22 protein-coding genes are annotated in these 24,027 nt (G+C 70.7%); 10 read left to right on the top strand and 12 right to left on the bottom strand.

Annotation, left to right across the window (positions count from 1 at the left end; translation table 11 throughout):
• Window positions 1–4: 4 nt before the first annotated feature.
• The 5 genes from D7X96_RS07430 to D7X96_RS07450 are packed head-to-tail and all read right to left on the bottom strand — an operon-like array spanning window position 5 to window position 6,760.
• Complete coding sequence (locus D7X96_RS07430) at window positions 5–1,528, bottom strand: ABC transporter permease (protein WP_121769337.1); 1,524 nt, start codon at window positions 1,526–1,528, stop codon at window positions 5–7.
• On the bottom strand, window positions 1,525–2,511 hold the full coding sequence (locus D7X96_RS41415; RefSeq protein WP_121769338.1) for an ABC transporter ATP-binding protein: 987 nt from the start codon (window positions 2,509–2,511) through the stop codon (window positions 1,525–1,527). Before D7X96_RS41415 ends, D7X96_RS07430 begins: the two co-directional genes overlap by 4 nt.
• Window positions 2,508–4,250: a hypothetical protein gene (locus D7X96_RS07440; protein WP_244219486.1), complete on the bottom strand. Its 1,743-nt coding sequence runs from the start codon at window positions 4,248–4,250 to the stop codon at window positions 2,508–2,510. The genes D7X96_RS41415 and D7X96_RS07440 overlap by 4 nt, the downstream gene beginning before the upstream one ends.
• Window positions 4,243–5,241: an AAA family ATPase gene (locus D7X96_RS07445; RefSeq protein ID WP_208647279.1), complete on the bottom strand. Its 999-nt coding sequence runs from the start codon at window positions 5,239–5,241 to the stop codon at window positions 4,243–4,245. Before D7X96_RS07445 ends, D7X96_RS07440 begins: the two co-directional genes overlap by 8 nt.
• A 19-nt stretch (window positions 5,242–5,260) precedes the next feature.
• Window positions 5,261–6,760: a hypothetical protein gene (locus D7X96_RS07450; RefSeq protein ID WP_121769340.1), complete on the bottom strand. Its 1,500-nt coding sequence runs from the start codon at window positions 6,758–6,760 to the stop codon at window positions 5,261–5,263.
• Between the two features lie 174 nt (window positions 6,761–6,934).
• Between D7X96_RS07450 and D7X96_RS07455 the strand changes: the two genes are divergently transcribed.
• The 6 genes from D7X96_RS07455 (at window position 6,935) to D7X96_RS07480 (ending at window position 11,732) form a co-directional block, all read left to right on the top strand.
• Window positions 6,935–8,023 (top strand): AAA family ATPase, encoded by a 1,089-nt coding sequence (locus D7X96_RS07455; RefSeq protein ID WP_121769341.1) that lies wholly within the window; start codon window positions 6,935–6,937, stop codon window positions 8,021–8,023.
• Window positions 8,020–8,667 (top strand): DUF3226 domain-containing protein, encoded by a 648-nt coding sequence (locus D7X96_RS07460; protein ID WP_147468256.1) that lies wholly within the window; start codon window positions 8,020–8,022, stop codon window positions 8,665–8,667. Before D7X96_RS07455 ends, D7X96_RS07460 begins: the two co-directional genes overlap by 4 nt.
• A 43-nt stretch (window positions 8,668–8,710) precedes the next feature.
• Complete coding sequence (locus D7X96_RS07465; RefSeq protein WP_120550063.1) at window positions 8,711–9,703, top strand: aldo/keto reductase family protein; 993 nt, start codon at window positions 8,711–8,713, stop codon at window positions 9,701–9,703.
• Window positions 9,704–9,923: 220 nt separating this feature from the next.
• Complete coding sequence (locus D7X96_RS07470) at window positions 9,924–10,616, top strand: MotA/TolQ/ExbB proton channel family protein (protein WP_120550062.1); 693 nt, start codon at window positions 9,924–9,926, stop codon at window positions 10,614–10,616.
• Window positions 10,617–10,619: 3 nt separating this feature from the next.
• On the top strand, window positions 10,620–11,057 hold the full coding sequence (locus D7X96_RS07475) for an ExbD/TolR family protein (protein WP_120550061.1): 438 nt from the start codon (window positions 10,620–10,622) through the stop codon (window positions 11,055–11,057).
• A gap of 12 nt (window positions 11,058–11,069) precedes the next feature.
• Window positions 11,070–11,732: an energy transducer TonB gene (locus tag D7X96_RS07480; RefSeq protein WP_121769343.1), complete on the top strand. Its 663-nt coding sequence runs from the start codon at window positions 11,070–11,072 to the stop codon at window positions 11,730–11,732.
• 13 nt (window positions 11,733–11,745) lie between these two features.
• Here the strand turns inward: D7X96_RS07480 and D7X96_RS07485 are convergent, their stop codons facing one another.
• Window positions 11,746–12,234 carry a MarR family winged helix-turn-helix transcriptional regulator gene (locus D7X96_RS07485; protein WP_120550059.1) on the bottom strand — a complete coding sequence of 163 codons (489 nt, stop codon included), beginning with the start codon at window positions 12,232–12,234 and terminating at the stop codon, window positions 11,746–11,748.
• Between the two features lie 202 nt (window positions 12,235–12,436).
• On the opposite strand from D7X96_RS07485, the gene D7X96_RS07490 reads away from it, so the two are divergent.
• A complete protein-coding gene (locus D7X96_RS07490) occupies window positions 12,437–13,819 on the top strand; it encodes a TolC family protein (protein WP_121769344.1) in 1,383 nt (460 codons plus the stop codon).
• A gap of 142 nt (window positions 13,820–13,961) precedes the next feature.
• Window positions 13,962–14,171: a hypothetical protein gene (locus D7X96_RS07495; protein ID WP_121769345.1), complete on the top strand. Its 210-nt coding sequence runs from the start codon at window positions 13,962–13,964 to the stop codon at window positions 14,169–14,171.
• Window positions 14,172–14,186: 15 nt separating this feature from the next.
• On the opposite strand, the gene D7X96_RS07500 is transcribed toward D7X96_RS07495, so the two are convergent.
• Window positions 14,187–15,239, bottom strand: coding sequence for a Rieske 2Fe-2S domain-containing protein (locus D7X96_RS07500; protein WP_121769346.1), 1,053 nt, complete (start codon window positions 15,237–15,239; stop codon window positions 14,187–14,189).
• A gap of 62 nt (window positions 15,240–15,301) precedes the next feature.
• Between D7X96_RS07500 and D7X96_RS07505 the strand changes: the two genes are divergently transcribed.
• Window positions 15,302–16,195 (top strand): DUF547 domain-containing protein, encoded by an 894-nt coding sequence (locus tag D7X96_RS07505; RefSeq protein WP_121723084.1) that lies wholly within the window; start codon window positions 15,302–15,304, stop codon window positions 16,193–16,195.
• A gap of 50 nt (window positions 16,196–16,245) precedes the next feature.
• On the top strand, window positions 16,246–17,280 hold the full coding sequence (locus D7X96_RS07510; RefSeq protein WP_121769347.1) for a WD40/YVTN/BNR-like repeat-containing protein: 1,035 nt from the start codon (window positions 16,246–16,248) through the stop codon (window positions 17,278–17,280).
• A 42-nt stretch (window positions 17,281–17,322) separates the two neighbouring features.
• Here D7X96_RS07510 and D7X96_RS07515 read toward each other — a convergent pair whose 3' ends face one another.
• From D7X96_RS07515 to D7X96_RS07535, 5 genes are all read right to left on the bottom strand, one after another.
• A complete protein-coding gene (locus tag D7X96_RS07515) occupies window positions 17,323–18,255 on the bottom strand; it encodes an ROK family protein (protein ID WP_121769348.1) in 933 nt (310 codons plus the stop codon).
• Between the two features lie 45 nt (window positions 18,256–18,300).
• Window positions 18,301–19,671 (bottom strand): phosphomannomutase/phosphoglucomutase, encoded by a 1,371-nt coding sequence (locus D7X96_RS07520; RefSeq protein ID WP_120550053.1) that lies wholly within the window; start codon window positions 19,669–19,671, stop codon window positions 18,301–18,303.
• 169 nt (window positions 19,672–19,840) lie between these two features.
• The gene (locus tag D7X96_RS40800) at window positions 19,841–22,099 is read right to left on the bottom strand and encodes a serine/threonine-protein kinase (RefSeq protein WP_244219487.1); all 2,259 of its coding nucleotides are present in this window, start codon (window positions 22,097–22,099) and stop codon (window positions 19,841–19,843) included.
• Between the two features lie 213 nt (window positions 22,100–22,312).
• Window positions 22,313–23,374, bottom strand: a complete 1,062-nt coding sequence (locus tag D7X96_RS07530; RefSeq protein WP_121769349.1) for a mannose-1-phosphate guanylyltransferase — start codon at window positions 23,372–23,374, stop codon at window positions 22,313–22,315.
• A gap of 102 nt (window positions 23,375–23,476) precedes the next feature.
• Window positions 23,477–23,911 carry a RidA family protein gene (locus D7X96_RS07535; protein ID WP_120550051.1) on the bottom strand — a complete coding sequence of 145 codons (435 nt, stop codon included), beginning with the start codon at window positions 23,909–23,911 and terminating at the stop codon, window positions 23,477–23,479.
• Window positions 23,912–24,027 lie beyond the last annotated feature (116 nt).

Below are 24,027 nucleotides of genomic sequence, written 5' to 3' on the forward strand. Positions count from 1 at the left end.
GTGCTCACTGCTCGTGGACCTGCTTCTCACGCCCCACGAGCACCCGGTCCGCGGCGAACGCCGCCAGGAGCGACACCAGCGCCACGCACAGCAGCATCTCCGGCGGCAGCTTGAGACCGCTCGGGTCGCTGTAGTCGTACTTGCCGAAGTTCAGCGTCCCCACCACCGGGTTGAGCAGGTTGAGCAACGCATCGTCCCCCTCCAGCCCCAGGAACACCGCCAGCAGCGGCGGCACGCCGGCCCCCAGGATTCCCGCCAGCACGTAGAGCAGCCGCACCGACACCGGCGACGCGAACCGCCCCGAGCGCGGCATCCGCCCCAAGAGCAGCGCCACCGACAGGTACAGCACCCCATAGAGCGCCAGCGCCACCGTGGACATCGCCTTCCGCAGACTCCCCGAGGCGTCGTCCACCACCAGCATCGGGACCGCGCACCCGGCCGCCCACCCCAGCAGCAGCAGCACCGACAGCCGGAAGCCGCGCAGCGCGCCGGGCTTGAACAGCGACCAGCCCCGCGTCCCCGCGCGCAGGGGCCGCGCCAGCCCGTCCACGTCCGTCCCCACGAAGAGGCTGACGAAGATGAGGTGCAGGCCGCCCAGGATGCCCATCACCTCGAGGATGTTGTTGTCCCAGTCCTGGAGCCACCACACCGCCATCATCCCCACGAACGTCAGCACCACCTGCGCCACCAGCGCCCGCCGGGGATGGCGCGTGTAGTCCTCCGTCACCAGCGACAGCCGCGACACCGCCGTCTCGAACACCAGCCACCCGTTCGACCCGAGCACCCAGAGCGCCGTGACCAGCCCCAGGAAGAAGTCCCGGTCGAACGAGAACCCGCTGCCGCGCTCGTTCGTCATCACGAAGGCGAACGTCAGCGACTGGAAGAACGTCACCACCAGCACGCCCACCAGCGCCAGCCGCACCGCGGCCCGCCCCATCCGGCTGTCCGCCAGCGTCGCCGCGCACACCGACACGAGCGTGAGGAACACCAGCCACGCCCCACCCAACAGCAGCACCATCAGGATGGTGGGCAGGTCGATGCCGTTGAGGAAGTAGCTGAACAGCAGGAACGGCCCCACCGCCGACGCGTACAGCACCGCCTGCACCAGGAACGACGCCACCTTGCCGCGCAGGATGCGCCGCGGCCCCAGCCCCGTGAGCAGGAGCAGCGACCACGTCTCGTCCTCGCGCTCGCGCGCCAGGGAGCGGTACGCGTTGAAGGGGATGAGGCCGAAGTGCACCAGCGCCAGGCACACGAAGAAGGAGAAGAAGTAACTCCGCCCCTCGCGCGTGTACGTGCTGTCGTGCGTGTTCGCGTACGCGATGAGCGACAGCACCAGGCACGCCGCGAGCAACAGCCCGAAGCTCACCCAGAAGACGCGCGTGCGCAGCCCCTGCCGCACCTCCTTCACCACCAGCGGGTTGAGCCGGTCGCCCCACTTCTCCCACCGGTCGGACGCCGCGGCGGGGACTCCGGGCGAGGGAGCGGACTCGGCCGCGCCCGACGCGGGACTTGCTTGCGTGCTCACGCCACCCTCCCCTTCGTCACCGTCATGAACGCATCTTCCAGGTTGCGCTCGCGCGGGCTGAACGCGCACACCGGCAGCCCCTGCGACACCAGCGCGGAGAGCAACGCCGCCGCGGCCGCCTCCGCCTGCGTCGGCCCCGCGTCCACCTCCAGCTCCAACCGCACGCGCAGCGCGCTGGCCTCACGGGACACGTCCTTCACGCGAGGCTGCTCCAGCAGCGTGCGCTCCGTGCGCGCCCACAGCGCCTCGCTCCCGTCACCCGTCGCCGCCAGCCGCACCGTCAGCTCCAGCACGCGGGACGTGTCCGGGCCCTGGCGCAGCAGGTCCTCCACCTTGCCCTGGGCCAGCAGGCGCCCCTGTTCGATGATGACGCAGCTGTCGCAGATCTCCGCCAGCTCCGTGAGGATGTGGCTGGAGATGATGACCGCCTTGCCCTGGTCCGCCAGCGCGCGCAGCAGCTCCCGCAGCTCGATGCGCGCGCGCGGATCCAGGCCGTCCGCGGGTTCGTCCAGCAAGAGCAGCCGGGGGTCGTGCAGCAGCGTGCGCCCCAGGGCCACGCGCTGGCGCATGCCCTTGGACAGCTCCGTGGTGAGCTTGTGCGCCAGCGGCCCCAGCCCCGTGAACTCCATCACCGACTCCACCCGCTGCTTGCGCTGCGCGCCCTTCAGTCCGTACGCGCGCGCGAAGAAGTCCAGGAACTCCCTCACGGTGACGTCGTCGTAGGTGCCGTAGCGGTCCGGCATGTAGCCCAACAGCGGCCGGGCCCGGTCCGGCGCGTCCACCAGCGACGTGCCGTCCAGCAGCACCGAGCCCGCGGTGGGCACGTCCAGCGTGGCCAGGATGCGCAGCGTGGTGCTCTTGCCCGCGCCGTTGGGCCCGATGAAGCCCAGGATGCTGCCCGCCTCCAGCGAGAACGACACGTCGTCCACCGCGCGCAGCGCCCCGTAGTCGCGCCGCAGCCCCTTCACCTCCAGCAGGCTCATCGTCGTGCCTCCTCGGCCTGACCCCGCACCACGTGCAGCGCGGCCTCCAGCTCCACGTCCAGCGCCGCCGTGGGCGTGAAGCCGCGCCCGCCCAGCCGCGCCACGAACGCCCCGTCCTCCAGCGCCCGCGACAGGGGCATCACCCCGTCCGCGAAGCGCGACAGCGGCTCGTGCTCCATGCCCAGCAGGTCCTCGGGCGCCGCGTCCAGCGGCGTGGCCGCCCCTTCCGCGCCGTCCTCCAGCTCCGGCAGGGTCCAGAACCGGCCGTCCAGCTTCACCGTGCCGCCCTTCAGCGGAGCGCCCAGCGCGTTCTGCACCCGCACGCCGCCGCCGGCCTCGTGCACCGTCAGCCGCGCGCGGGAGGGAACCACCGCGAGCTCGCCCCACTCGCGGTAGCTGCGCGAGGGCAGGAAGCTGTTCTTCACGGCGAGCCCGTTCGTCCAGTCCAGGAAGCGCGGGGGTTCCTCCGGGTCCCTGGCGGACAGCAGCACGCTGGAGCCGGGCATGCGCATGCCGTCCTCCGCGAGGTTCGCGTACCAGGCGTTGATCCCCACCGTCACCGCGCGCGAGCGCTCGCGGTCCAACAGCGTGAGGCTGTAGCGCGCGGCGTGCACGTTGAAGCCATCCACCAGCACGGACCACGCCACCAGGCCCAGGCTGGTGAGGACCGCCAGCGAGGGCACCGCGATGAGCACCGCCAGCGGCCCCTTGCTCCTTGCGAGCATCCACCCGCCGGGCCCCACCGCGAGCGTGAAGAGGAAGATGAGCAGGAGGAAGCGGCCCACGGGCGCGCGGGCGCTGGAGAGCAGCGGCAGCCGACCGTCGTTCAGCAGGTCGTGGCGCTCCCACCGGGGCGGAGGCCCCGCGGGCGTCACCACGGACTGGGAGCGCTGCGTGTCCTCCCAGAGGCTGAAGCCGCAGCCCGGCTCCTGCTTCCGGCACTCGCGGAACTGGCGCACGAAGCCGAAGCCATAGGGGGACAGCTCCGCCTTGTCGTCCTGGAGCAACGGGAGGCGCAGGCGCGGATTGGCGGGAGGCTGGTCGAGCACCAGCTTGCCGCCGCTCACGGCGTACGTCTCCAGCACCGCCCAGACGTCATCGGGGACCTGATCCGCGGGCACTGTCACCAGCACCGCGTCGTAGCCCGCGTAGGCCGCCAGCTCGCGCGGCGCGGTGCGAGGCTCCACGAAGCGCGTGGCGACCAGCGGCTCCACGTTCTCCGGCGAGTAAACGAGGCCCGTCGCCGCCTCGAAGGCCTTCACGTCGCCCAGCACCATCACGCGCGCGCCCCGGGCTCCGTCCAGGTAGAAGCCCCGGGACGCGGTGTCCAACCCGGGCGAGCTCATGGTGAGCGTCCCCGACTGGAGGTCCGCGGGCAGCATCAGCCACGTGACCGTGCGCTCGCGCGGGGCCAACTCCAGCGAACGCTCGATGAGGCGCCCCTGGGCATTGATGGACAGGCGCACCGGGCGCGGCTGGCCGCCGCTGTTGTGCACCGTCACCTGGATGGGCGTGTAGCCCCGGTTGGGCACGAGCGTGACGACGCGCATGGAGACCTTGAGGCCGCCGCCCACGTCCTGGAGCATCTCCGTCGTCTCCACCACATTGCGGTAGCCGCTGCCCTGGGGCTCCGCCTCTCGCGCTGCCTCCACCGTCGGGCTGGTGGCGAACGCGGGCGTCGCGCCCCAGAGCAGGGCCCCCAGGCCCATGGCCAGGACGAGGGTCGCGCGGCTAGCCACGAGGCACCTCGGGGGTGGCCTTGAGCAGTTCGCGCACCACGTCCGGCGCGGTCACCTTCTCCAGGGACGCCTCGTAGGCCAGCACCAGGCGGTGGTTGAGGGCGGCGGGCGCGGCGGCCACCACGTCGTCGAAGCCCACGTTGGGCCGGCCCTCCAGCAGCGCGCGCGCACGGCCCGCGGCGGCCAGGGCCAGCGCCGCGCGAGGGCTCGCGCCGAAGCGCACGAAGCGGCGCACGGCTTCGGGCGCGGAGGGCTGGCGCGGGTCGGACGCCTCCACCAGCCGGCCGATGAAGTCCGCCACCGGACCGGGCAGGTGCACCCGGTCCACGGCGGCGAACAGGCGCGACAGGCCTTCCGCGTCCAGCACCGGCTCCAGCGCGGGAGGCGCGCCGCGCACGCGCGTGGTGAGCAGGGTGCGCAGCGTCTTCGCGCCCACGGGCGGCACCAGGATGCGGAAGAGGAAGCGGTCCAGCTGCGCCTCGGGCAGCGGGTACGTGCCTTCAAGCTCGATGGGGTTCTGCGTGGCGAGCACGAAGAAGGGGTCGGGCAGGGGGCGCGTCTGGCCCAGCACCGTCACGGAGCGCTCCTGCATGGCCTCCAGCAGCGCGGACTGCGTCTTGGGGCTGGAGCGGTTGATTTCGTCCGCGAGGACGAGGCTCGCGAAGAGGGGGCCCTCGCGGAAGACGAAGTCGCGGCGCGCTTCGCCCTCCAGCACGTAGGTGCCGGTGATGTCGCCGGGCAGGAGGTCGGGGGTGAACTGGATGCGGCGGAAGGGCAGCGACAACAGCCGCGCCAGGGCCTTGCACAGCTCCGTCTTGCCCAGGCCGGGCAGACCCTCCAGGAGCACGTGGCCCCGGGCGAGGATGGCCGTCACGACCTGCTCGACGACCGCCTCCTGGTCGAGCATCACCTGGTTGAGCCCGGCCTTGAGCCGGGACGCCACGTCCGCCGCGCCCTGTGCTTCGGCGGGGCTCAGAAGTTCCGCTGCCACGTCGTTTCCCCCTGCTGGACTACGGACCACCGAAGTACCGCTTCACCAGGTCGCGGTTGCGAGGCAGCAGCGGACCTGAGGTCGGTCCCGCCGTCGCATCGCCCTTCGCGCCCGTGCCCTTCGCGCTGGACGGCCCCGCCTGCCCCGTCCGGGCCTGCGGATCCGCTGCGCGAAGGCCCCACAACTCTTCCGCTTCGCCGCCGTTGCCGTCCGGCAGCGGCTGGAACGCGAGCCGGTTCGGATCCATCTCCGCCTCGCCGCCGAAGACGAGCGGCTGGCTCTCTCCGCCCCGGCCCGTGCCCGAGCCATCGCCCTGCCGCGTGTTCCGGCTCGCGTGCTGACCGCCCTGCTCGCCCTCGCCGTCGCCCTCTTCCCCTTCGCCCTGCCCGTCCTGGCCCTGACCCTTCTGCCCCTGTCCGGACTGCTGCCGCCGGGTGGGACGCCGGGCCTGGGCGCCGCGGTTCCCTCGCGACGCGTTTTCCTCGCCGAAGCGCTGGGCCAGGGACTGCTGCCGCCGCTCCAGCGTGCGGCGCAGGTCGGCGATTTGATCCGGAGAACCGGAGGCCTGGGCGCGAGCGGAAGCACGGGCTCGTGCCTCGGAGGAGGACCCCTGCGAGTCACCGCCGTTCTGCGAATCAGCCCCCTGCCCCTGCGAGTTCCGTTCGGACGCGGGAGCTTCCTGATCACCGGAGGCAGGGTCCTCCGAGTTCCCACTGGCGCGAGCCTCGAGCGCCATCAACGCCTGCTCCAACGATTCACGCTCACGGGTGGCGGACTCCGCACCACCGGCGGCGGCGAGCGCATCCTCCAGCTCAGCAGCGGCCTCGGACGCGCGGTTGAGCTCGGCGGCCGCCTCGGACGCGCGCTCGGCGAGCCGCTGCTCCAGGGCATCCGAGGCCTCCCAATCCGCGGAGTCGAAGCGGCCCTGCGCGACCTCTTCCGACAGTCGGCGCAGCTCCTCCTCGACGTCGGGGCCCAGCGGCTCCTCACGGGCCAGCGCCTCCGCCTGCGCCTGCACGGCGGCGACCTGGGTCGCGGCGGCGGCGTTGATGTTCGACGCGCGCAGCGCGGGAAGCGGAACAAGAAACCCTATGGCGACGAACACGAGCGCGCCCAGGAGCGCCCCCACGGGCCTGCGCCACGGGACGTCCGGAGGCTTCACCTGCTGGGCGAACTGATTGAGGCTCAGCTCCCACTCGCCAACAGGGCGCTCCAGCCGCGTGAGCAGCAGACCGCCCGCGTTGGCGGAGCGGTCCGCGAGCACCGCCGCGTACTCCAGCGAAACACCGCGCGACCGGGCACGAACGAACCACCACCCAAGCCCCGCGACGACGAGCGGAGGCACGGCCCACACCGCCCCGTCGCGCAAGAGCAGCCGGGACAGCACGCAAACAGTGACCAGGGCCCAGACCGGAGCGATGCCCGCGCCAGCCCACGCGACGAGGTTGAGCCGCCGCTGCACGCGCCGGATGGGCGCGAGCACGAGAGACTGGAAGCGGCGTTCGTCACTGGCGGCCATGCGTGGAAGCCAGTGTCGGCCACCCGGCCCACCGTCCACAAGCGACGCCCGGGAACGGTCGAATCCCGCCGCGGACGGTCGGGAGGACAGGGCGACCAGCCTCTCGCGTCATGAGAAACCGTGGCCGGGCTCGCTGTGCTAGAGGGACGGAGCCTGCCTCTGCCGGAGCCTCCCATGCTGACGTCCCTGCGGATCCAGAACTTCCGCTCCCTTCGAAACCTCAAGGTCGAGGGACTGACCCGCGTCAGCCTGCTGGTAGGCGCCAACAACACGGGCAAGACCTCCGTACTGGAGGCAGCGGAACTGGTGCTCGCAGGCCACCATCCTTCCGCCATCGCCTGGAGCCCCATGCGGCGTGGCGAGACTAGCAGTCACGCAGAGGAAGGCTTGCAAGGCGAGCTGGTGGAGGTGGCGCATCTTTTCTCAAGGCACGCGACCGAGAAACCAGGGGTCTTCCGGATTGAGGCGATAACCCCTCAAGAAATATTCTTCGAAGGCCGCCTCAAGAGTGGCGTGGGTTCCACCAGAGTCAGTGCCAAAACACCCGTGCGGGGCTTGTCTCTTAGGGTTGATTCTCCGGGGGCAATCGAATTGGAGAGTGATCAATTCGGTCCTGCAGTTTATGACTTAGCAGGCCGTGCACTCTCGCTGGACGACCTCGGCCTCTCCATTGGCAGCGAATCGTACGGAAACAACCGAGTCGGATTCATTGAAACGACTTCTCCCGGTGCCGCATTCCTCCGTGACCTCTGGGACGGAGTCGTTCTTACGCCTGAGGAAGAGAGTGTCACGGAGGTCTTGCGAATCATTGAGCCGGACATCGAACGGATCGCGGCTCTCTCGGGTAGCCATCATCGTCGGTCTGATGCCAGCATGTTCGTGAAGCTGCGCGATTCCGAGCAGCGCATCCCGCTCGGGAGCATGGGCGAAGGCATCAAACGCCTCATGACCCTGAGCTTGAATCTGGTGCACGTCGCAGGTGGCTACCTGCTCGTGGACGAAATCGACACAGGCCTCCATCACTCCGTGATGGTGAAGATGTGGCGGCTCGTAACGGAAGCCGCGAAGCGCTTGAACGTCCAGGTCCTCGCGACGACGCACAGCCTGGACTGCGTCCGGGCTCTCGCCTCGCTCTACGAGGAGCAGCAGGACCTCCGGGATGTCATCTCCGTCCATCGCATCGAACGGAACGCGGAGCACAACGTCCCGTACTCGGCGGACGAATTGCTCATCGCCGCCAAGCACGAGATGGAGATCCGGTGAGCCCGCCGTCTCCCAAGAGCCCTTATCGCCTGATGGTTGAAGGGCCGGACGACAAGCACACCCTCGTCCACCTCTTGAAACGGCACGGCTATGACTGGGACGATGCAACGATCAAGCGTCCCTATGTCGAGGACGTGGGTGGCGTGGAGAAGCTGCTCGACAGAACACTTCTGTCCACCGCACTCAAGACCCACGACCGTCTTGCGCTGGTCTTCGACGCGGACCTGCCGCCCTACAATCGCTGGCACCAGCTCAAGACCTGTCTCGAACAACTCAACATCGCAGTCCCAGATACACCCGAGCCCGGAGGCACCCTCCTCCCGGGGCTTCGCCCCAATTCGCTGCTGGGAGTTTGGGTCATGCCAGACAATTCCCAGCCCGGCCGCATCGAGGAGTTCATCGAGAAGCTCGTCCCCGCCGGTGACACCCTCTGGCCCCACGCCCGGGCGACCACCACGGACGCGCTGAACCAAGGCGCGCCGCTGCGCCACCAAGACCACGTGAAGGGCGCCCTCCACGCCTGGCTCGCCTGGCAACTGGACCCGGGGATCCCCTTCGGCGTCGCCCTCGCCAGCAAGGTGCTGGGCCATGACTCGCCCGAAGCTCAACGTTTCGTGGCCTGGTTCCACCGCTGCTTCTCCTGAAGCAGTGCGCCCCCAGGAAGCGGCGGTTAGTGTGCCGCCCCCCATGAACTTCCGATTCCTTGGTCGCAGCGGTCTGAAGGTCAGTGAAATCTCCTTTGGCAACTGGCTCACCCACGGCTCCCAGGTGGAGGAGGACGCCGCGATCGCCTGCGTGAAGGCGGCGCTCGACACGGGCATCACCACCTTCGACACCGCGGACGTCTACGCCGGCACCAAGGCGGAGGCCGTGCTCGGCCGCGCCCTCAAGGGCCAGCGCCGCGAAGGCTACGAGCTGTTCACCAAGGTCTACTGGCCCACCGGCCCCGGACAGAACGACCGCGGCCTGTCGCGCAAGCACATCATCGAGTCCATCCACGGCTCCCTGCGCCGCCTCCAGACGGACTACGTGGACCTCTACCAGGCCCACCGCTTCGACGCGGAGACGCCGCTCGAGGAGACCATGCTCGCCTTCGCGGACATCGTGCGCCAGGGCAAGGCCCTCTACATCGGCGTCTCGGAGTGGACCGCCGAGCAGATCGCCGCCGGCGCGAAGCTGGCCCGCGAGCTGCGCGTGCCCTTCATCTCCAACCAGCCCCAGTACTCCATGCTCTGGCGGGTCATCGAGTCCAAGGTCATCCCCACGTCCGACGCGGAAGGCCTGGGCCAGATTGTCTGGTCCCCCATGGCCAAGGGCGTGCTCTCCGGCAAGTACCTGCCCGGCAAGCCCCCGCCCGCGGACACCCGCGCCGCCACCCCGGGCGCGCAGTTCATGAGCAGCTTCATGACCGACGACGTGCTCACCCGCGTCCAGCAGCTCAAGCCGCTGGCCCAGGAGGCCGGCCTGTCCATGGCGCAGCTGTCCATCGCCTGGGTGCTCCAGAACAAGAGCGTGTCCTCCGCCATCATCGGCGCGTCCAAGCCGGAGCAGGTGCTCGACAACGTGAAGGCCACCGGCGTGAAGCTCGACGCGGAACTCCTGCGCCGCATCGACACCCTCCTCGGCCCCGTCGTGGAGCGCGACCCCGCGCAGACCACCAGCCCCAGCCGCCGGCCCTGAAGCGTCGGATGGCCGCCCACCCCTCGGGACAGGCGCCCCAACGCCTGTTCCGCTTCGTGCTCGGCATATGACATCCGCGCCCTGGTTTCCGAGCGCCTGTCCCATGGCACGCGACAGGCAGGTGAACGGAAGGCCGATCCATTTGACTTTTAAGTCGGGGGGAACAAGAGACTGCGCCGCGCGTTAACGCGGTCCCACTCTTGAACCGGGCATTTCCCACATGACGTCCTCCTTCCTCCTGGCCCAGGCGGCCCACCCCGAACTCGGATGGTTGAGCAGCAAGCTGCTCGGGGTGACGCTGGGCAGCGCCGAGTGGGTGCTCTGGCTGCTCGTGTCGCTGTCCATCGTCTCCATCGCGGTGATGCTGGAGCGCGCCGTCTACTTCTCGCGCCACCGGCTGGCGAACTCGGAGGCCCTGGCGGTGCGCCTGGCGCGCGGCGAGTTCGACGCCGTGGCCGGCGAGGTGAAGAACCAGAAGGGCATGGAGGCCGCCGTCATCCGCGAGGCCCTGGCCTCCTCGCACCAGGGCCCCGACACCGTGGAGCAGGTCATCGCGTCCACCGTGGCCCGCGAGCGCCCCCAGTACGAGCGCGGCCTGTCCATCCTGGGCACGCTGGGCAACAACGCCCCGTTCATCGGCCTGTTCGGCACGGTGCTCGGCATCATCAAGGCCTTCAACGACCTGGGCGCCATGAACGCCAAGGGCGGCGCCATGCAGCAGACCGTGATGGCCGGCATCTCGGAGGCGCTCGTCGCCACCGCGGTGGGCCTGGCCGTCGCCATCCCCGCCGTGGTCGCCTTCAACATCTTCAACCGGCAGCTGAAGACGCTCACCAGCCGCACCACCGCCCTGGGCCACGCGCTCGTGGGCGCCATGAAGGCGCGCAAGCCGGGCGCCGCGGGAGGCAACTAGCCCATGGCCGGCGGCGCGAACGACAGCGACGAGGAAATCTCCGGCATCAACGTCACCCCGCTGGTGGACGTGGTGCTGGTGCTGCTCATCATCTTCATGGTGACCGCCAACTTCATCGTCCGCGAGACGGTGGAGGTGGACCTGCCCCGCGCCGCCAACGGCGGTGAGACGGTGCAGGGCCTGGTGAACGTCGTCCTGGATAAAGAGGGCAAGCTCTACTTCGACGGCGCGGAGGTGACGGAGGCGGACCTGTCCCGCCGCGTGACGGAGGCCGTGGCCAAGGACAAGGACACGCGCGCCATCATCAGCGCGGACCAGACGCTCGCCTACGGCCGCGTGATGCGCCTCATCGACGTGGTGAAGGGGCAGGGCATCGCGAAGTTCGCCCTCAACATCGAAAAGGACGCTGGCCCCGCCCGGGCCGCGCCCGCCACGCCCTGAGGCTGAGCGACGATGAGCCAGGCGGTCCTCGAACCCTCTCCCCTGCCGCAGCGCGACCGCTCCTCGCGGTTCCTCCTCGTGTTCGTCCTCGTGTCGCTCGCGCTGCACGGGGTGGGCTTCGGGCTGCTCTCCACCCTGGAGGGCCGCAAGCTCACGGCCATCCAGAAGCCCGTGGAGCTGGTCATGGTGGAGGTGCAGAAGCCGCCGCCCCCGCCGCCTCCGGAGGAGAAGCCGGAGGAGCCCAAGCCGCCGCTCGTGGTGGGCATGACCATGTCGTCCACCACCAGCGCGGGCTCCTTCGCCGCGCCCGTGGGCAACACCGCCTACGGCAAGGCCAACGGCCCCGCGAAGGCGCCCCAGGACGTGAAGGGCTACTCCGCGCCGAAGTACGTGCCGGTGTACCAGGTGGACTCGGAGCCGTCCGTCGCGTCCGAGGTGAAGATTCCCTACCCGGATGAAGCGCGCCGCGCGGGCATCGAGGGCACCGTCACGCTGTCCATCGCCATCGACGCGGAGGGCAAGGTGAGCAGCGTGAAGGTCATCTCCGGGCCCGGCTACGGCCTCAACGAGGCCGCGCGCGACGCCATCCGCCGCTTCCGCTTCAAGCCCGCCATCAAGGGCGGTGAGCCGGTGGCCACGGAGATGAAGTACTCGTACACCTTCCTGCTGGACTGAAGGGGTCCGCGCGCTACTGCGTCTTGAGCGCGCGGCGCATGATGTCGCGCAGCGCGGCCAGGTCTTCATCCGGCATCGCGGCGATGAGGGGCGGCGGCGCGCTCAGCCGCGCCATCAGCCGGCCGCGCAGCTCCGCGCCCGCCTCCGTCAGCACCAGCATCTTCACGCGGCGGTCCTGCTCGCTGCTCTTGCGCTCCACCAGCCCGCGCGCCTCCAGCCGGTCCACCAGCCCCGTCACGTTGGACGCGTCACACGACAGGTAGTGCGCGAGCGTGCTCATCGCGAGCGCACCCTCGCCCAGCTGCCTCAGCACGTGCGCCTGCACGGGAGACAAATCGAACTCCGCCGCCAGCGCGGGGAAGTTGCGCATGTGCGTGTGCAAGAGCTCGAAGAGGAGCGTCCACGCCTGCTCGGGCAGCCCGCCCGCCCCCTCCGCCAGACCCTGGGTGGCCGCCGGCCGGCACGTCACCTGCTCGCTGGGACCGTCGTTGAAAGCGTTCATAGTGAATTTACGTTAATTCATCGTGCACACATAAACAATTGACACCCTCAACCATTGACCGCTACTACATTCCGCATATTCCAACATCCGACAGTGCGGATTACTTCAACGCCGCTCGCAGGTCGGGTAGAGGACGCAACGCAGTCGTCCATTGGACGGATCCGCCTCGCGCTCCCGCGGGTCGGTGAGGAGGTCGAGCGGTATGAGTACCTTTCTGGCGCTGTCCCTGTCGGCCGCCCTGGCCGCGGCGCCCGTACTGACGCTGGATGAGGCCCTGGAGTCGGCCCGCCAGCAGAACCTCGATTTGAAGATTGCCCAGGAGCGCTTCGAGCAGGCATCGCTCGCGACGCGCCGGGCGTGGGCGGGCTACCTGCCCAACATCAGCGTGGGCGCGTCCATCACGCGCAACAACGTGGCGGCCATCATCCCCGCGGGCCCCATCGCGCCGGTGGACATCACCATCCAGCCGCTCATCCAGCAGGGCGCGCAGGCGGAGATCCGCCAGGCCATCATCGCGCCGCAGCTGTGGGCGGGCATCGCGGCCTCCTACAAGGCCGTGCGGCTGGCGGAGCTCAACACGCAGACGGCGCGCCGGCAGGTGCTCTTCGGCGTGGCGCAGGCGTACTACGGCGCCGCGGCGCAGCAGGAAGCGCTGCGCGCGCAGGAGCGCCTGCTGGAGCTGAACCAGGCGCGGGAGAAGGACACCCAGGCCCGGTTCGACGCGGGCACGGTGACGCGCGTGGCGCTGCTTCGCGCCCAGCTGGACCGCTCGCGCGCGGAGCAGGACCTGGTGCGCGCGAAGAACGCGCTCGCGGGCCTGAAGCTGGCGCTGGGCACGCTCATCCAGCGCGAGCCGGACTTCGACCTGGCCCCGCCGCCGGAGCCGACGGTGCCCGCGCAGGCGTCGCCGGACGACCTGGTCAACCAGGCCATCCAGGAGCGCTCGGACGTGCAGGCCGCGGAAGTGGGCCTGAAGCTCAGCCGCATCAACAAGACGGGCGTCATCCTGAGCTACCTGCCCACGCTGGGCGTCACGGGCGCCTACCGCATCGCGAACGCGGCGGGCTTCACCGGTCAGAACGAGACCTGGGCCATCACCTTCGGCGCCAGCTGGACGCTGTTCGACGGCGGCCTGCGTGAGGCGAACCTCTCCGAGGCGTCGTCGCGCGTGCGCGAGGCCACCGTCACCCAGTCGCTGGCGCAGGCCCGCGTGAAGGAAGAGGTCCGCCGCTCCAAGCTGGACCTGGAGAACGCGCTGGCCAACCGCTCCAAGGCCGAGGAGGCCCTGGAGCTGGCGCGCGAGTCCAACCGCCTGACGGACGTGAGCTTCAAGGCGGGCGTCGCCACCTACCTGGAGGTCGCGGACGCCAACACCGCGCTCACCAACGCGGAAGTGGGCTTCGTGTCCGAGCGCCTGCAGGCATCGCTCGCCGCGCTGCGCCTGCTCAACTCGCTGGGCTCCTTCGAGTCTGGCTCCGTGAAGCGGGACGCGGCCGCCCTGGGCGCCCTGCCCGGCGCGGGCGCGCCCCAACAGCAGCCGGCCCAGGAGCAGCCGGCTCCGCAGCAGCCCGCGCCCCAGCAGTAAGGCGCAGGCGAGGTGTGATTCCCGGCGCCTGTTGAGGGCGCCGGGTCCCCTGCCCTCCCGGGCGGGAAGCAGGTGCTTCGTTGTGGGGGTCCGTCAGCGACCCCACCCTCCTCCTAGGACCCATTTCCACGAGGAGGGAACCATGGCGGATGCATCCTGGGGCAACTGCAAGAACTGCCGTTTCTTCGCGGGCAACAGCGACGAGCCGAGCGACGACGCGACGCAGAGCTGCAACCAGCCGGAGCTCAAGCAGTTCGCGCTCGTGGTCTCCGGGGACAGCGGCTGCAACGCCTTCGAGGCGCGCGCCAGCGAGGCCATTCCCAGCTACGAGGAACCCGCGCCGATGCACTGACGGCGCACCGGCCGCTCAGCTCCCCGTGGCGTCGCGAACGTGCGGCAGCGCGGGCCCGGCGGGCTCGTGCGCCGGGTGCGCGTAGTAGATGCGCTCCATGAGCTTGCGCTGGTGCACGAGCGGCTTGTCGTACTTGTCCAGCCGCATGCCCTTGTGGCTGTAGGGCGTGTCCGCCACGGTGGGGATGAAGCGCGCGTCGTCGCGCACCTCCCACCAGGTGAGGCCCAGCGCGGCCTTCGCCGCCACGGGCAGGAAGGGCCGCAGCGCGGGCACCGACGTGCGCAGGAAGGAGAAGACGTGCAGGCGCGTGGTGCGCGCTGTCTCCGGCACGAAGAAGATGTGCGCCTGCGTGGTGAACGGACGCGGCGCCCCCGAGGGCGTCCTCCAGCTCACGGTGTAGACGCTGCGCACCGGATCGAAGCGCGTCACCCAGTCGTTGTGGAAGATGTCGCCCTTGCCCACGGTGAGTAGGCGCATGATGGGCGCGGGCCGCTGAGGGGCGCGGTAGTGCACCTCCGTGTGGTCCTCGTGGTTGTGCGCCTCGAACTGCACCTCCCCCGCATGCTGGCCGCTCCACCCCAGCCGGGTGTGGACGAAGGGCGTGTGTTCGTCCTCGCTGAAGTTGTCGAGCGCCACGTGCAGCGGCGCCTGGAACAGCGTGGAGAACGTCCCACCGAAGACGTAGTCCTCGCCGGAGAGCTCCGGCAGGGCGGACTCGGGCGTGCTCGCGTGCGCGAGCCAGAGGTAGCCGTGGCGCTCCACCACCTGGTAGCTCTTCGCCTCGCAGTGGCGCAGCTCCGGCTGGCTGGGATTGACGCCGTGGCCCTGCGCGTCGAAGCGCCAGCCGTGGTACGGGCACTGGAGCTGTCCCTCCTTCGTCACGGTGCCCTTCGACAGCGGCGCGAAGCGGTGCGGACACGCGTCCGACAGCGCCGCGGCCTTGCCGGACGCATCCCGGAAGAGCGCGTAGGCGTGGCCCGCCAGCTCCACGCGGACGGGCTGGCGGCGCAGCTGACGGGAGGGGAGTACCGGATGGAAATGCCTGACAACGTCGGGGGTAGGCTCCATGGCACGCGCAGTATAGCGGTCTGTCGTGGAGGACCCAGGCGGGTGGCATAGACTGCCCGGCCGTGAACGCGCCCCTTCCCTCCCGTCGCAGCGCGCGCTGGTCCGCCGTGGCGGCCCTGGCCGTGCTGGTGGCACTCGCCGTGGGCGCGGGGCTGTACGTGGGGGGAGCCCTGCCGGCGCCGGTGCCCCCGGAAGCGGGACCCTTTGGCTACACGGACTACGCGCAGGCGCTGAACCACGTGCGCCCCAGCGGAGACCTGGACTTCGAGGGCCTGAAGCGCGACCGCCCGGCGCTGGAGCGCTTCGTCGCGTCGCTGGCGTCGGTGTCGCCGCACCGGCAGCCGGAGCGCTTCCCTTCATCCCAGGACGGGCTGGCGTATTGGATCAACGCGTACAACGCGCTGGTGCTGATGCAGCTGGTGGAGCGCTACCCGGAGGGCGTGGGCGCGTCCTGGTTCGGAGGCTTCTATTGGACCCGCGCGTGGCCGGTGGGCGGCGAGCGGCTGACGTTGTACGCCCTGGAGCAGCGCATCCTGCTGGGCGAGTACGCCGACCCGCGCGTGCACTTCGCCCTCTTCCGGGGGACGCGCGGGGGCCCCCGGCTGGACGGCGCGCCCTACCAGCCGGAGTTCCTGGACGCGCAGCTCAACGACGCCAGCCGCCGGTACATGGGCGACGCGAGGCACGTGAAGCTGGAGGACAAGACCGTGCACCTGGCGCGCCTGTTCCAGGAGCACAAGCAGGACTTCCTCGCCGCGCTGCCGGAGGGCCGGGGCGGCAACGTGCTCCAGTTCGTCTGGGCCTTCCTGCCGGACACCTGCGAGGAGCGCCCGGGCTGCGACACGCGCGGCGACCTGGACCGCGCCTGCGGCCCGCTCCTGGACAAGTGCCGCATCGACTTCGTCCCCGAGGACACCTCGCTGCCCGACGCCGCGAACCCCGCCGAGCGGCGCTGACCTCGGCTAGCGTTCCCCTCGCGTGGACGAACACGCGGGAGGCACCGGACATGACGACGGGAGCGGTGTGGCTGGCGACGTGGCTGGCCCTGGGGAGCGCGGGCATGAAGTGGGAGCCGCAGGCGAGCGGGACGACGGTGCGGCTGCGCGGCGTGAGCGCGGTGGACACCCGCGTGGCGTGGGCCAGCGGCGACAAGGGCACCGTCGTGCGCACCACGGACGGCGGCAAGACGTGGACGCGCGCGCCCGTGCCGGACTCCGAGGCGTTGGACTTCCGCGACGTGGATGCCTTCAGCGACCGCACCGCCTACGTGCTGTCCATTGGCGCGGGTGACAAGTCGCGCATCTACAAGACGACGGACGGCGGCGCGCACTGGACGCTCCAGTTCACCAACGCCATGCCCGGGGCCTTCTTCAACGGCATGGCCTTCTGGGATGAACAGCACGGCGTCGCCTTCAGCGACCCGGTGGACGGCCACTTCGTCGTCATCACCACGGAGGACGGCGGCGCGACGTGGAAGCCCGTGCCTCAAGGAGCGCTGCCGGCGGCGCTCGCGGGGGAGGCCGGCTTCGCCGCCAGCGGCACGAGCATCGCCGTGCATGGCAAATCCGATGTCTGGTTCGGACTGGGAGGCTCCATCGCGCGCGTGCTCCACTCCGCGGACCGGGGCAGGACGTGGGGCATCGCGCCCACGCCGCTGGCCACGGGGGAAGGCGCGGGCGTGTTCTCGCTCTACTTCTGGAGCCCCCTCGCCGGCATCGCCGTGGGCGGCAACTACAAGCAGCCGGAGGTGGCCACCGGCAACGCGGCGCTCACGCTGGACGGGGCCAAGCGCAAGTGGACCGTGCCGGAGAAGGGCCTCGGTGGATATCGCTCCTGCGTGGCCCCGCTCACGCGCGAGCGGAAGATGTGGCTCGTCGCGGTAGGGCCCACGGGCTCGGACGTGTCGAAGGACGCGGGCAGGACGTGGGAGCCGCTGGACTCCACCGGCTTCCACGCCGTGTCCACTCCGCCTCGCGCACGGGACACCGCCTGGGCCGTGGGGGAAGAGGGGCGCATCGCGAAGCTCGTGTTCGCCCCGTAATCCACTTCGGGCGCGGGGAGTCTCCTCCCCGCGCCGGGTGCTTCACTTCACCAGCAGCGCCGCGCCGATGATGCCGCTGTCGTCGCCCAGCTCCGCGTCGGCGATGAGCAGGCCCTCGCGCGACACGCGGGAGGCCCACTGCTGCACGCCGTCCAGCACCTTCCGCTTCATGCCCGGGCAGTGCGTCAGCACGCCGCCGCCCAGCACCAGGCGCGACGGGTTGAGCACCGTCACGTAGTTGGCCACCGCGACCGCCAGGAACTGCGCCGCGCGGGAGTGGATCTCCTTCGCCTTCACGTCCCCCGCCTCCGCCGCCGTCTCCAGCGTCACCGGGGTGATGGTGTACGGGTCGCCGCTGGTCAGCTGCTCCAGCACGGGCGAGCCGCCGGACGACAGGAGCTCCTTCGTCTGCGCGATGAGGTTGTGGCCGCCCGCGTACGCCTCCAGGCAGCCGTGCTCACCGCAGCCGCACAGCCGGCCGCCGGGCACCACCTTGATGTGGCCCAGCTCGCCCGCCACGCCGCCGCCGCCCTGCACCAGGCGCCCGTCCGCGATGATGGCGCTGCCCACGCCGGAGCCCACGAACACCACCAGGATGTCCTGGGCCCCGCGCCCCGCGCCCGCGTGCAGCTCGCCCCACGCCGCCGCGGACAGGTCGTTCACCACCTTCACGCCGAAGCCCAGCCGCTTCGTCAACATCGCCGCCAGCGGCACGTCCCGCCAGCCCAGGTTGGGCGCCACGGAGATGACGCCCGTGTCCTTGTGGATCTGCCCCGCCGCGCCCACGCCGCAGCCGTCCACCTTCACCCCGGACTTCTTCACCGCCTCTTCCGCCGCCTGCGCGATGGTCTCCACCACGCCCTGCGGCTTGCGGTCCTGCACCGCGACCTTGGCGCTCGCGAGGATTTCACCCTTCCCGTCCACCACCGCGGCCCGGGCGAACGTTCCGCCCAGGTCGATTCCCAGCGTCGGCATGCTCCCTCCCTTACGTGCGTGTGCTTCGCGTGGAGCGCCAGCGGCTCAGGCGCCGACTTCCTTCTGCGCCTGGGCGACCGTCTTCTCGATGAGCGCCTGGATCTCCTTCACGCGGGCCTCCGTGCTGGCCTCGTAGCGCAGCACCAGGATGGGCTGCGTGTTCGACGCGCGGATGAGCCCCCAGCCGTCCGGGAACGTCACGCGCACGCCGTCCACGTCCACCACCTTGTGGCCCGCGTCGCGCAGGATCTCCGTGGCGCGCTTCACCATCGCGAACTTCTTCTCCTCCGTCGTGTCGAAGCGCAGCTCGGGGCTGGCGAAGGTCTTCGGCACGTCGGCGAGCAGCTGCGACATGGACTGCTTCTCCTGCGTGAGGATCTCCAGCAGGCGCGCGGACGCGTACACCGCGTCGTCGAAGCCGAAGTAGCGGTGCTTGAAGAAGATGTGGCCGCTCATCTCGCCGGCCAGCTCCGCGTGCTCCTCCTTCATCTTCGACTTGATGAGGGAGTGCCCGGCCTTCCACATGATGGGCCGGCCGCCGTGCTTCGCGATGTCGTCGTACATCGTGTAGCTGCACTTCACCTCGCCGATGATGGCGGCGCCCGGGGACTCCTTCAGCACGTAGCGGCTGAAGAGCACCATCAGCTGGTCACCCCAGAGCACGTTGCCCTCGTTGTCGATGACGCCGATGCGGTCGCTGTCGCCGTCGTAGGCGATGCCCACCTCCGCCTTGACCTCCTTCACCTTCTTGATGAGGTCCTGGAGGTTCTCCACCACCGTGGGGTCCGGGTGGTGGTTGGGGAAGTCCGCGTCCATCTCGCAGAACAGGGGCACCACGTCGAAGCCCATGCTCTCGAACAGGGGCACCGCGATGGCGCCGCCCGTGCCGTTGCCCGCGTCGATGACGATCTTCATCCCCTTGCGGCCCACCTTCACCGTCTGGCGGATGAAGTGGTTGTAGGGCGTGATGATGTCGTAGGGCGTGACCTTGCCGGGCTTGCTGGAGGTCGCGAAGTCCTTCGCCTCGATGAGGCGGCGCAGCTCCTTGATTTCGGGGCCGTGGAAGGTCGTCTTGCCGGCGCCAATCTTGAAGCCGTTGAACTCCTTCGGGTTGTGGCTGCCGGTGATCATCGCCAGGCCGTCCACGGGCAGCGTGTTCGCCGCGAAGTAGGTCAGCGGCGTCGGCACCACGCCCACGTCGTAGACGTCCAGGCCGGTGGCGGTGAGGCCCTTCGCGAGCGCGTCGCGGAAGCGCGTGGAGGACTCGCGGCAGTCGCGGCCCACCACGATGGAGGTGCCGCCCTTGCGGCGGATCATGGTGCCCAGGCCCAGGCCCAGGAGCTCCACCACCTCGATGGTGAGGTCCTTGTCCACCAGACCTCGGATGTCGTACTCGCGGAAGATGTGCGCGTTCATGGCAGTGTCCCCACCCTCGACAGGAACCGGGAGGGCGTAACGGAAGGCGTGGGACACTACACGAGCGGGCCCGGGGGCTGCACACGCCCGAACGAGCCCGGCTGACTGTTGAACGCCTGGCCCCCGTGGGAGGGCGGAACCTACCCCCAGGGGAGGCTGATGGCCCCCATCAGGCCATGGCCCCAGCGGACTGGGCCGGAACCTGCCGCCGCAGGGACTGGTAGTGCTTCAGCCAGGACGTGTTCAGAGGGTCCAGCTTGAGCGCCTCCGCGTAGCGCTCCAGCGCGGCCGGGACCGCCCGTTGGACCTCCAACGCGTGCCCCTGGGTGAAGAGGGCGCGGGCCTTGCGCTCCACCTCCGGCCGGGCGGCGAGGAACGCGCTGCGCAGGGCCTCCATGGTGGGCTCCGGCACCCCGGCGGCCACGCAGCGGGCAAGGCCCCCCAGGTTGCCCCGGGTGGCGTCGTAGCCAACACGTGAAAGCGGGTCGCCGAGCATCCGCTGCGCGGCCAGCACCCGCACCCGCAGGGCGTCCAGGGCCTGGCGCTGCGCGGTGGGCAGCGGGCGGTGCTGGAAGGCGGCCAGGCGGCGCAGGGCGGCCTGGGCGCGGCGGTGGATGTCACCGAAGTCCGCGTCGTGCTTCGCGCCCAAGAGCGTGTAGGGGTCCTTGGCGACGGCCTCCGCGCGGGACAGCATGCGGGCCAGCTCCGCGTCGGGCGCGGGCTCCGCGGCCTCCATCAGGACGCGCGATAGCAGCCGGCCCAGGGCGGGGAACTCGTCGGAGAAGTGGACGAAGACGCCCGCGGGCACGTTCCAGGTGCGCGCCTCGTCGAAGGTGACGTGGCGGACGACGTCGCAGGCGCCCAGGGCCGTCTCGCCCCGGAAGGACACCTCCACCGTCAGCCGCGCGGCGAGCGGGGGCAGTGAGCCCTGGCACTCGGCGAAGAGGCCCTCGGGGGCGACGTCGCTCACGGAGACGGGCTGGAGGACCTCCCCCGGCGTCAGGCCCAGGCGCACGCGCAGGTCCGCGGGCGCGTCCGTGCGGGGCGCGGAGGCCTCCAGCGGCGGCACGGGGTTCACCAGCGGGATGGGCGCGGCGTCCTCGATGACGTCCACCAGCGGAATGGGCGGAGGCGACGGAATGGACGCGGGCTCCAGCGAGGGCGCCAGGGTCATGAACGGGATGGCCGCCGCGCCCAGCGTGGACGTGGCCGGGCCCTGGAGGGTGTTCACGTCCACGACGCCCAGCTTCATCGTCCTGGCCGGCGCCTGCGGGCCTGCGGAGAGCTCCGGCTCGGCGGTCCCCAGCATCGCCACGGCGGAGGCCCAGAACGCGGCCACGTCCGCGCGCATGGTCCCGTCGGAAGACGCGCCATCCGCCGCGCGCTGGGCCGCGGCCTCCATGGACGTGGCCGTCATGCCCCACTCCGGCACGTCCTCCACGATGTCGAAGTCGTCCGCGTCGCGCTCCTCCACCTCCACGTCGACGGCCACCTCGGGCGCATCCGCGGACGCGTCCCGCACCGGCGCCTTCAAGCCCAGCGCCTCCGCGAGCGCGACTCGGAAGGCCCACGCGCTGTCGAACCGCTCCTCCGGCTTCGCGGCCAGCGCGCGCATCAGCACGGTGGACAGCGCGGGCGGCACGCTCGCGTTGAGGGCATGCGGCGCAAACAGCGTCACGTCCGCGGAGCGCCCCAGCCCGAACGGCAGCCGCCCCGTCACCAGCAGGTAGCCCGCCACGCCCATCGCGTGCACGTCCGCGCGAGGGCTCGGGTTCATGCCGGCGCACTGCTCGGGCGCCATGAACGTGGGCGAGCCCACCGCCACGCCCTGCGCGCGCTCCTGCTGGGACAGCGCCGCCTCGCGCACCGCGCCCGCGCCGAAGTCGCGCACCCGCACGCGCCGCTCGCCCTTCGCGTCGCGCGTGACGAACATCGAATCCAGCGTGAGGTCCCCGTGCACCAGCCCGCGCGCGTGCGCCGCCTCCAGCCCCGCGAGCGCCTGGTCCAACACCTCGCCCACCTCCGCCGGAGACAGCGGCAGGGGCAGCGCGCTCAGCGACTCACCCTCCGGCGCCTCCATCAACACGCAGGGCAGGCCCTGGGGACCGGGGCGCACGTCCAGCACGCGCGCCACGTGGCGGTGCACGACGTTGCGCTGCGCCAGCGCCTCCGCGATGAACCGGGCGCGCACGGCGGGACGCGCCGCCAGGTGCGCGTGCAGCACCTTCACCGCGAAGCGGTGCCCCGTGGGCACGTACTCCGCCAGGTACACCGACGCCACCGCCCCTACTTCCAGCCGGCGCTTCAAGAGCAGCGGCCCGTGCCGCTGGCCCTCCAGCGAATCCCCCGGAACCGGAGGCCGGACAGCGACGGGGCACGCCTCCCCGTCCCGGTGTTCGCCCACGCAGCGCTTGCAGCCCATCGCCATCCCCGCCTGTCGCCCCGGAAATGGGGCGGCCCGGGGTGGACTTGCAACCCGCGCGCCTCATACCCGGGGCGCGCCTTCGTCCAGACCGCGACACTCCAACACCCGCAGGTGCCAGCAAACCCCGCAAAACGAACCCGGGGCCCCTGTAGAAACGACAGGGAGCCCCGGGAAGAAACGTCTGGGGTGAAACAGGAGGCGAAGTCGCCTCAACGCCTACAGCAGCCGGGTGCGCTTCCGGGCCTTGAGGGCCTCGACGACCTTGCGCACGTCCTGGCTCTTGTCCTTGGGGACGACGAGCACGGCGTCACCGGAGTCCACCACCACCACGTCGTTCATGCCCACGACGGACAGCGTGCGCTTGTCCGCGAGCACGACGCAGTGGGTGCAGTCCACCAGCACCGCGTCGCCGGAGACGACGTTGCCCTGCGCGTCCGCGGGGCGCACTTCCGGGATGGCGGCGAAGGAGCCCACGTCGGACCAGCCGAAGTCGCCGTCCAGCACCGCGATGTTCTCCGCCTTCTCCATCACGCCGTAGTCGATGGAGATGGAGGGCAGCTTGGGGAAGACGCGCTTGAGCACGGCCGGGAAGGTGCGCTTGCCCGCGGCCTTCTGGAGCGCGTCCAGGCCCTTCTGCATCTCCGGCATGTGCTTCTGGAAGGCCTCCAGCATCACGTCCGCGCGGAAGACGAAGATGCCGCCATTCCACAGGTAGTCGCCGCCGGCCACGTACTCCTGCGCCGTCTTGAGGTCGGGCTTCTCCTTGAACGCCTTCACGCGGCGGCCGCCGCCCTCCAGCGCGTCACCGACCTGGATGTAGCCGTAGCCCGTCTCCGGGCGCGCGGGCTTGATGCCCAGCGTGACGATGTGGCCGCCTTCGGCGATGCGCGCGGCCTCCGCGAGCGTGCGCTGGAAGCCCTTCACGTCCGCGACGTGGTGATCCGACGGCAGCACCGCGAGCACGCCCTTCGGGTCGCGCGCGGCGACCTGGAGCGCAGCGAGCGCGATGGCGGGCGCGGTGTTGCGCGCCACGGGCTCCACCAGGAGGTTGCCCTTGGGCAGCCCCTTCACCAGCTTCGCGGCCGTCTTCGCGTGCACGGGTCCGCACACGATGAAGGTGTTCTTCACCGGGGCCAGGCCCTTGAGGCGCTGGGCGGTGTCGGTGAGCAGCGGCTGCTTGGAGGCCAGCGGGAGGAACTGCTTCGGACGCGCCTGGCGGGACAGCGGCCAGAAGCGGGTGCCGGAGCCTCCGGCCATGATGACGGGGTAGAGGGCCATATACGGGTGTGAGCTCCTAGGGGCACGTCGGGCCACGGCCCGGCGCGCACGGCGGCGCACATTAGCGCGTCGCGCCAGCGGAGGAAGGGGGCTGCTCGCCGCTCAGGCGGGCAGGACCGCGATGGCCTCCACCTCGAAGAGCATCCCGTCCAGTGCCAGCCGGGAGACGGGAATCAGCGTGCAGGCCGGCTTCATGCCGCCGTTCCAGGCCGCGTCCAGTTCGGGGCCGATGATGCGCAGCTTCTCCTCCGTGTGGTCCACCACGAGCATCGTGAGTTTGGCGACGTCACCGACGCCCGCCCCCACGGACTCGAGGGCCGTCCGCACGTTCTTGAAGGCCTGCCGCACCTGGAGGCGGAAGTCGGGCTCGAGCGCGCCCGTCTCATGCTCTCCCCCCTGCCCCGCCAGGAAGACCAGCCGGGAGCCGGGCGCGACCTGCGCCACGTGGGAGAAGCCATAGGGCGCCGGGTCGAACAACCCCTTCGGGTTCGTCAGCACCACGGTCGGCGTCTTCGAGGAGTCTGAGCGCTGTCCCATGATTCAGCGTCTCCCATCCGGCCCGACGATGTGAAGGGGGCCCGGCCGCCTGCTCCCCGAGGGATGGGGCGCGACAATGTGGGCAGAGTTTTGACCCGCCCCCGAAAAGCCAGTCT

The organism is Corallococcus interemptor (genome assembly GCF_003668875.1).
GTDB lineage: Bacteria > Myxococcota > Myxococcia > Myxococcales > Myxococcaceae > Corallococcus > Corallococcus interemptor.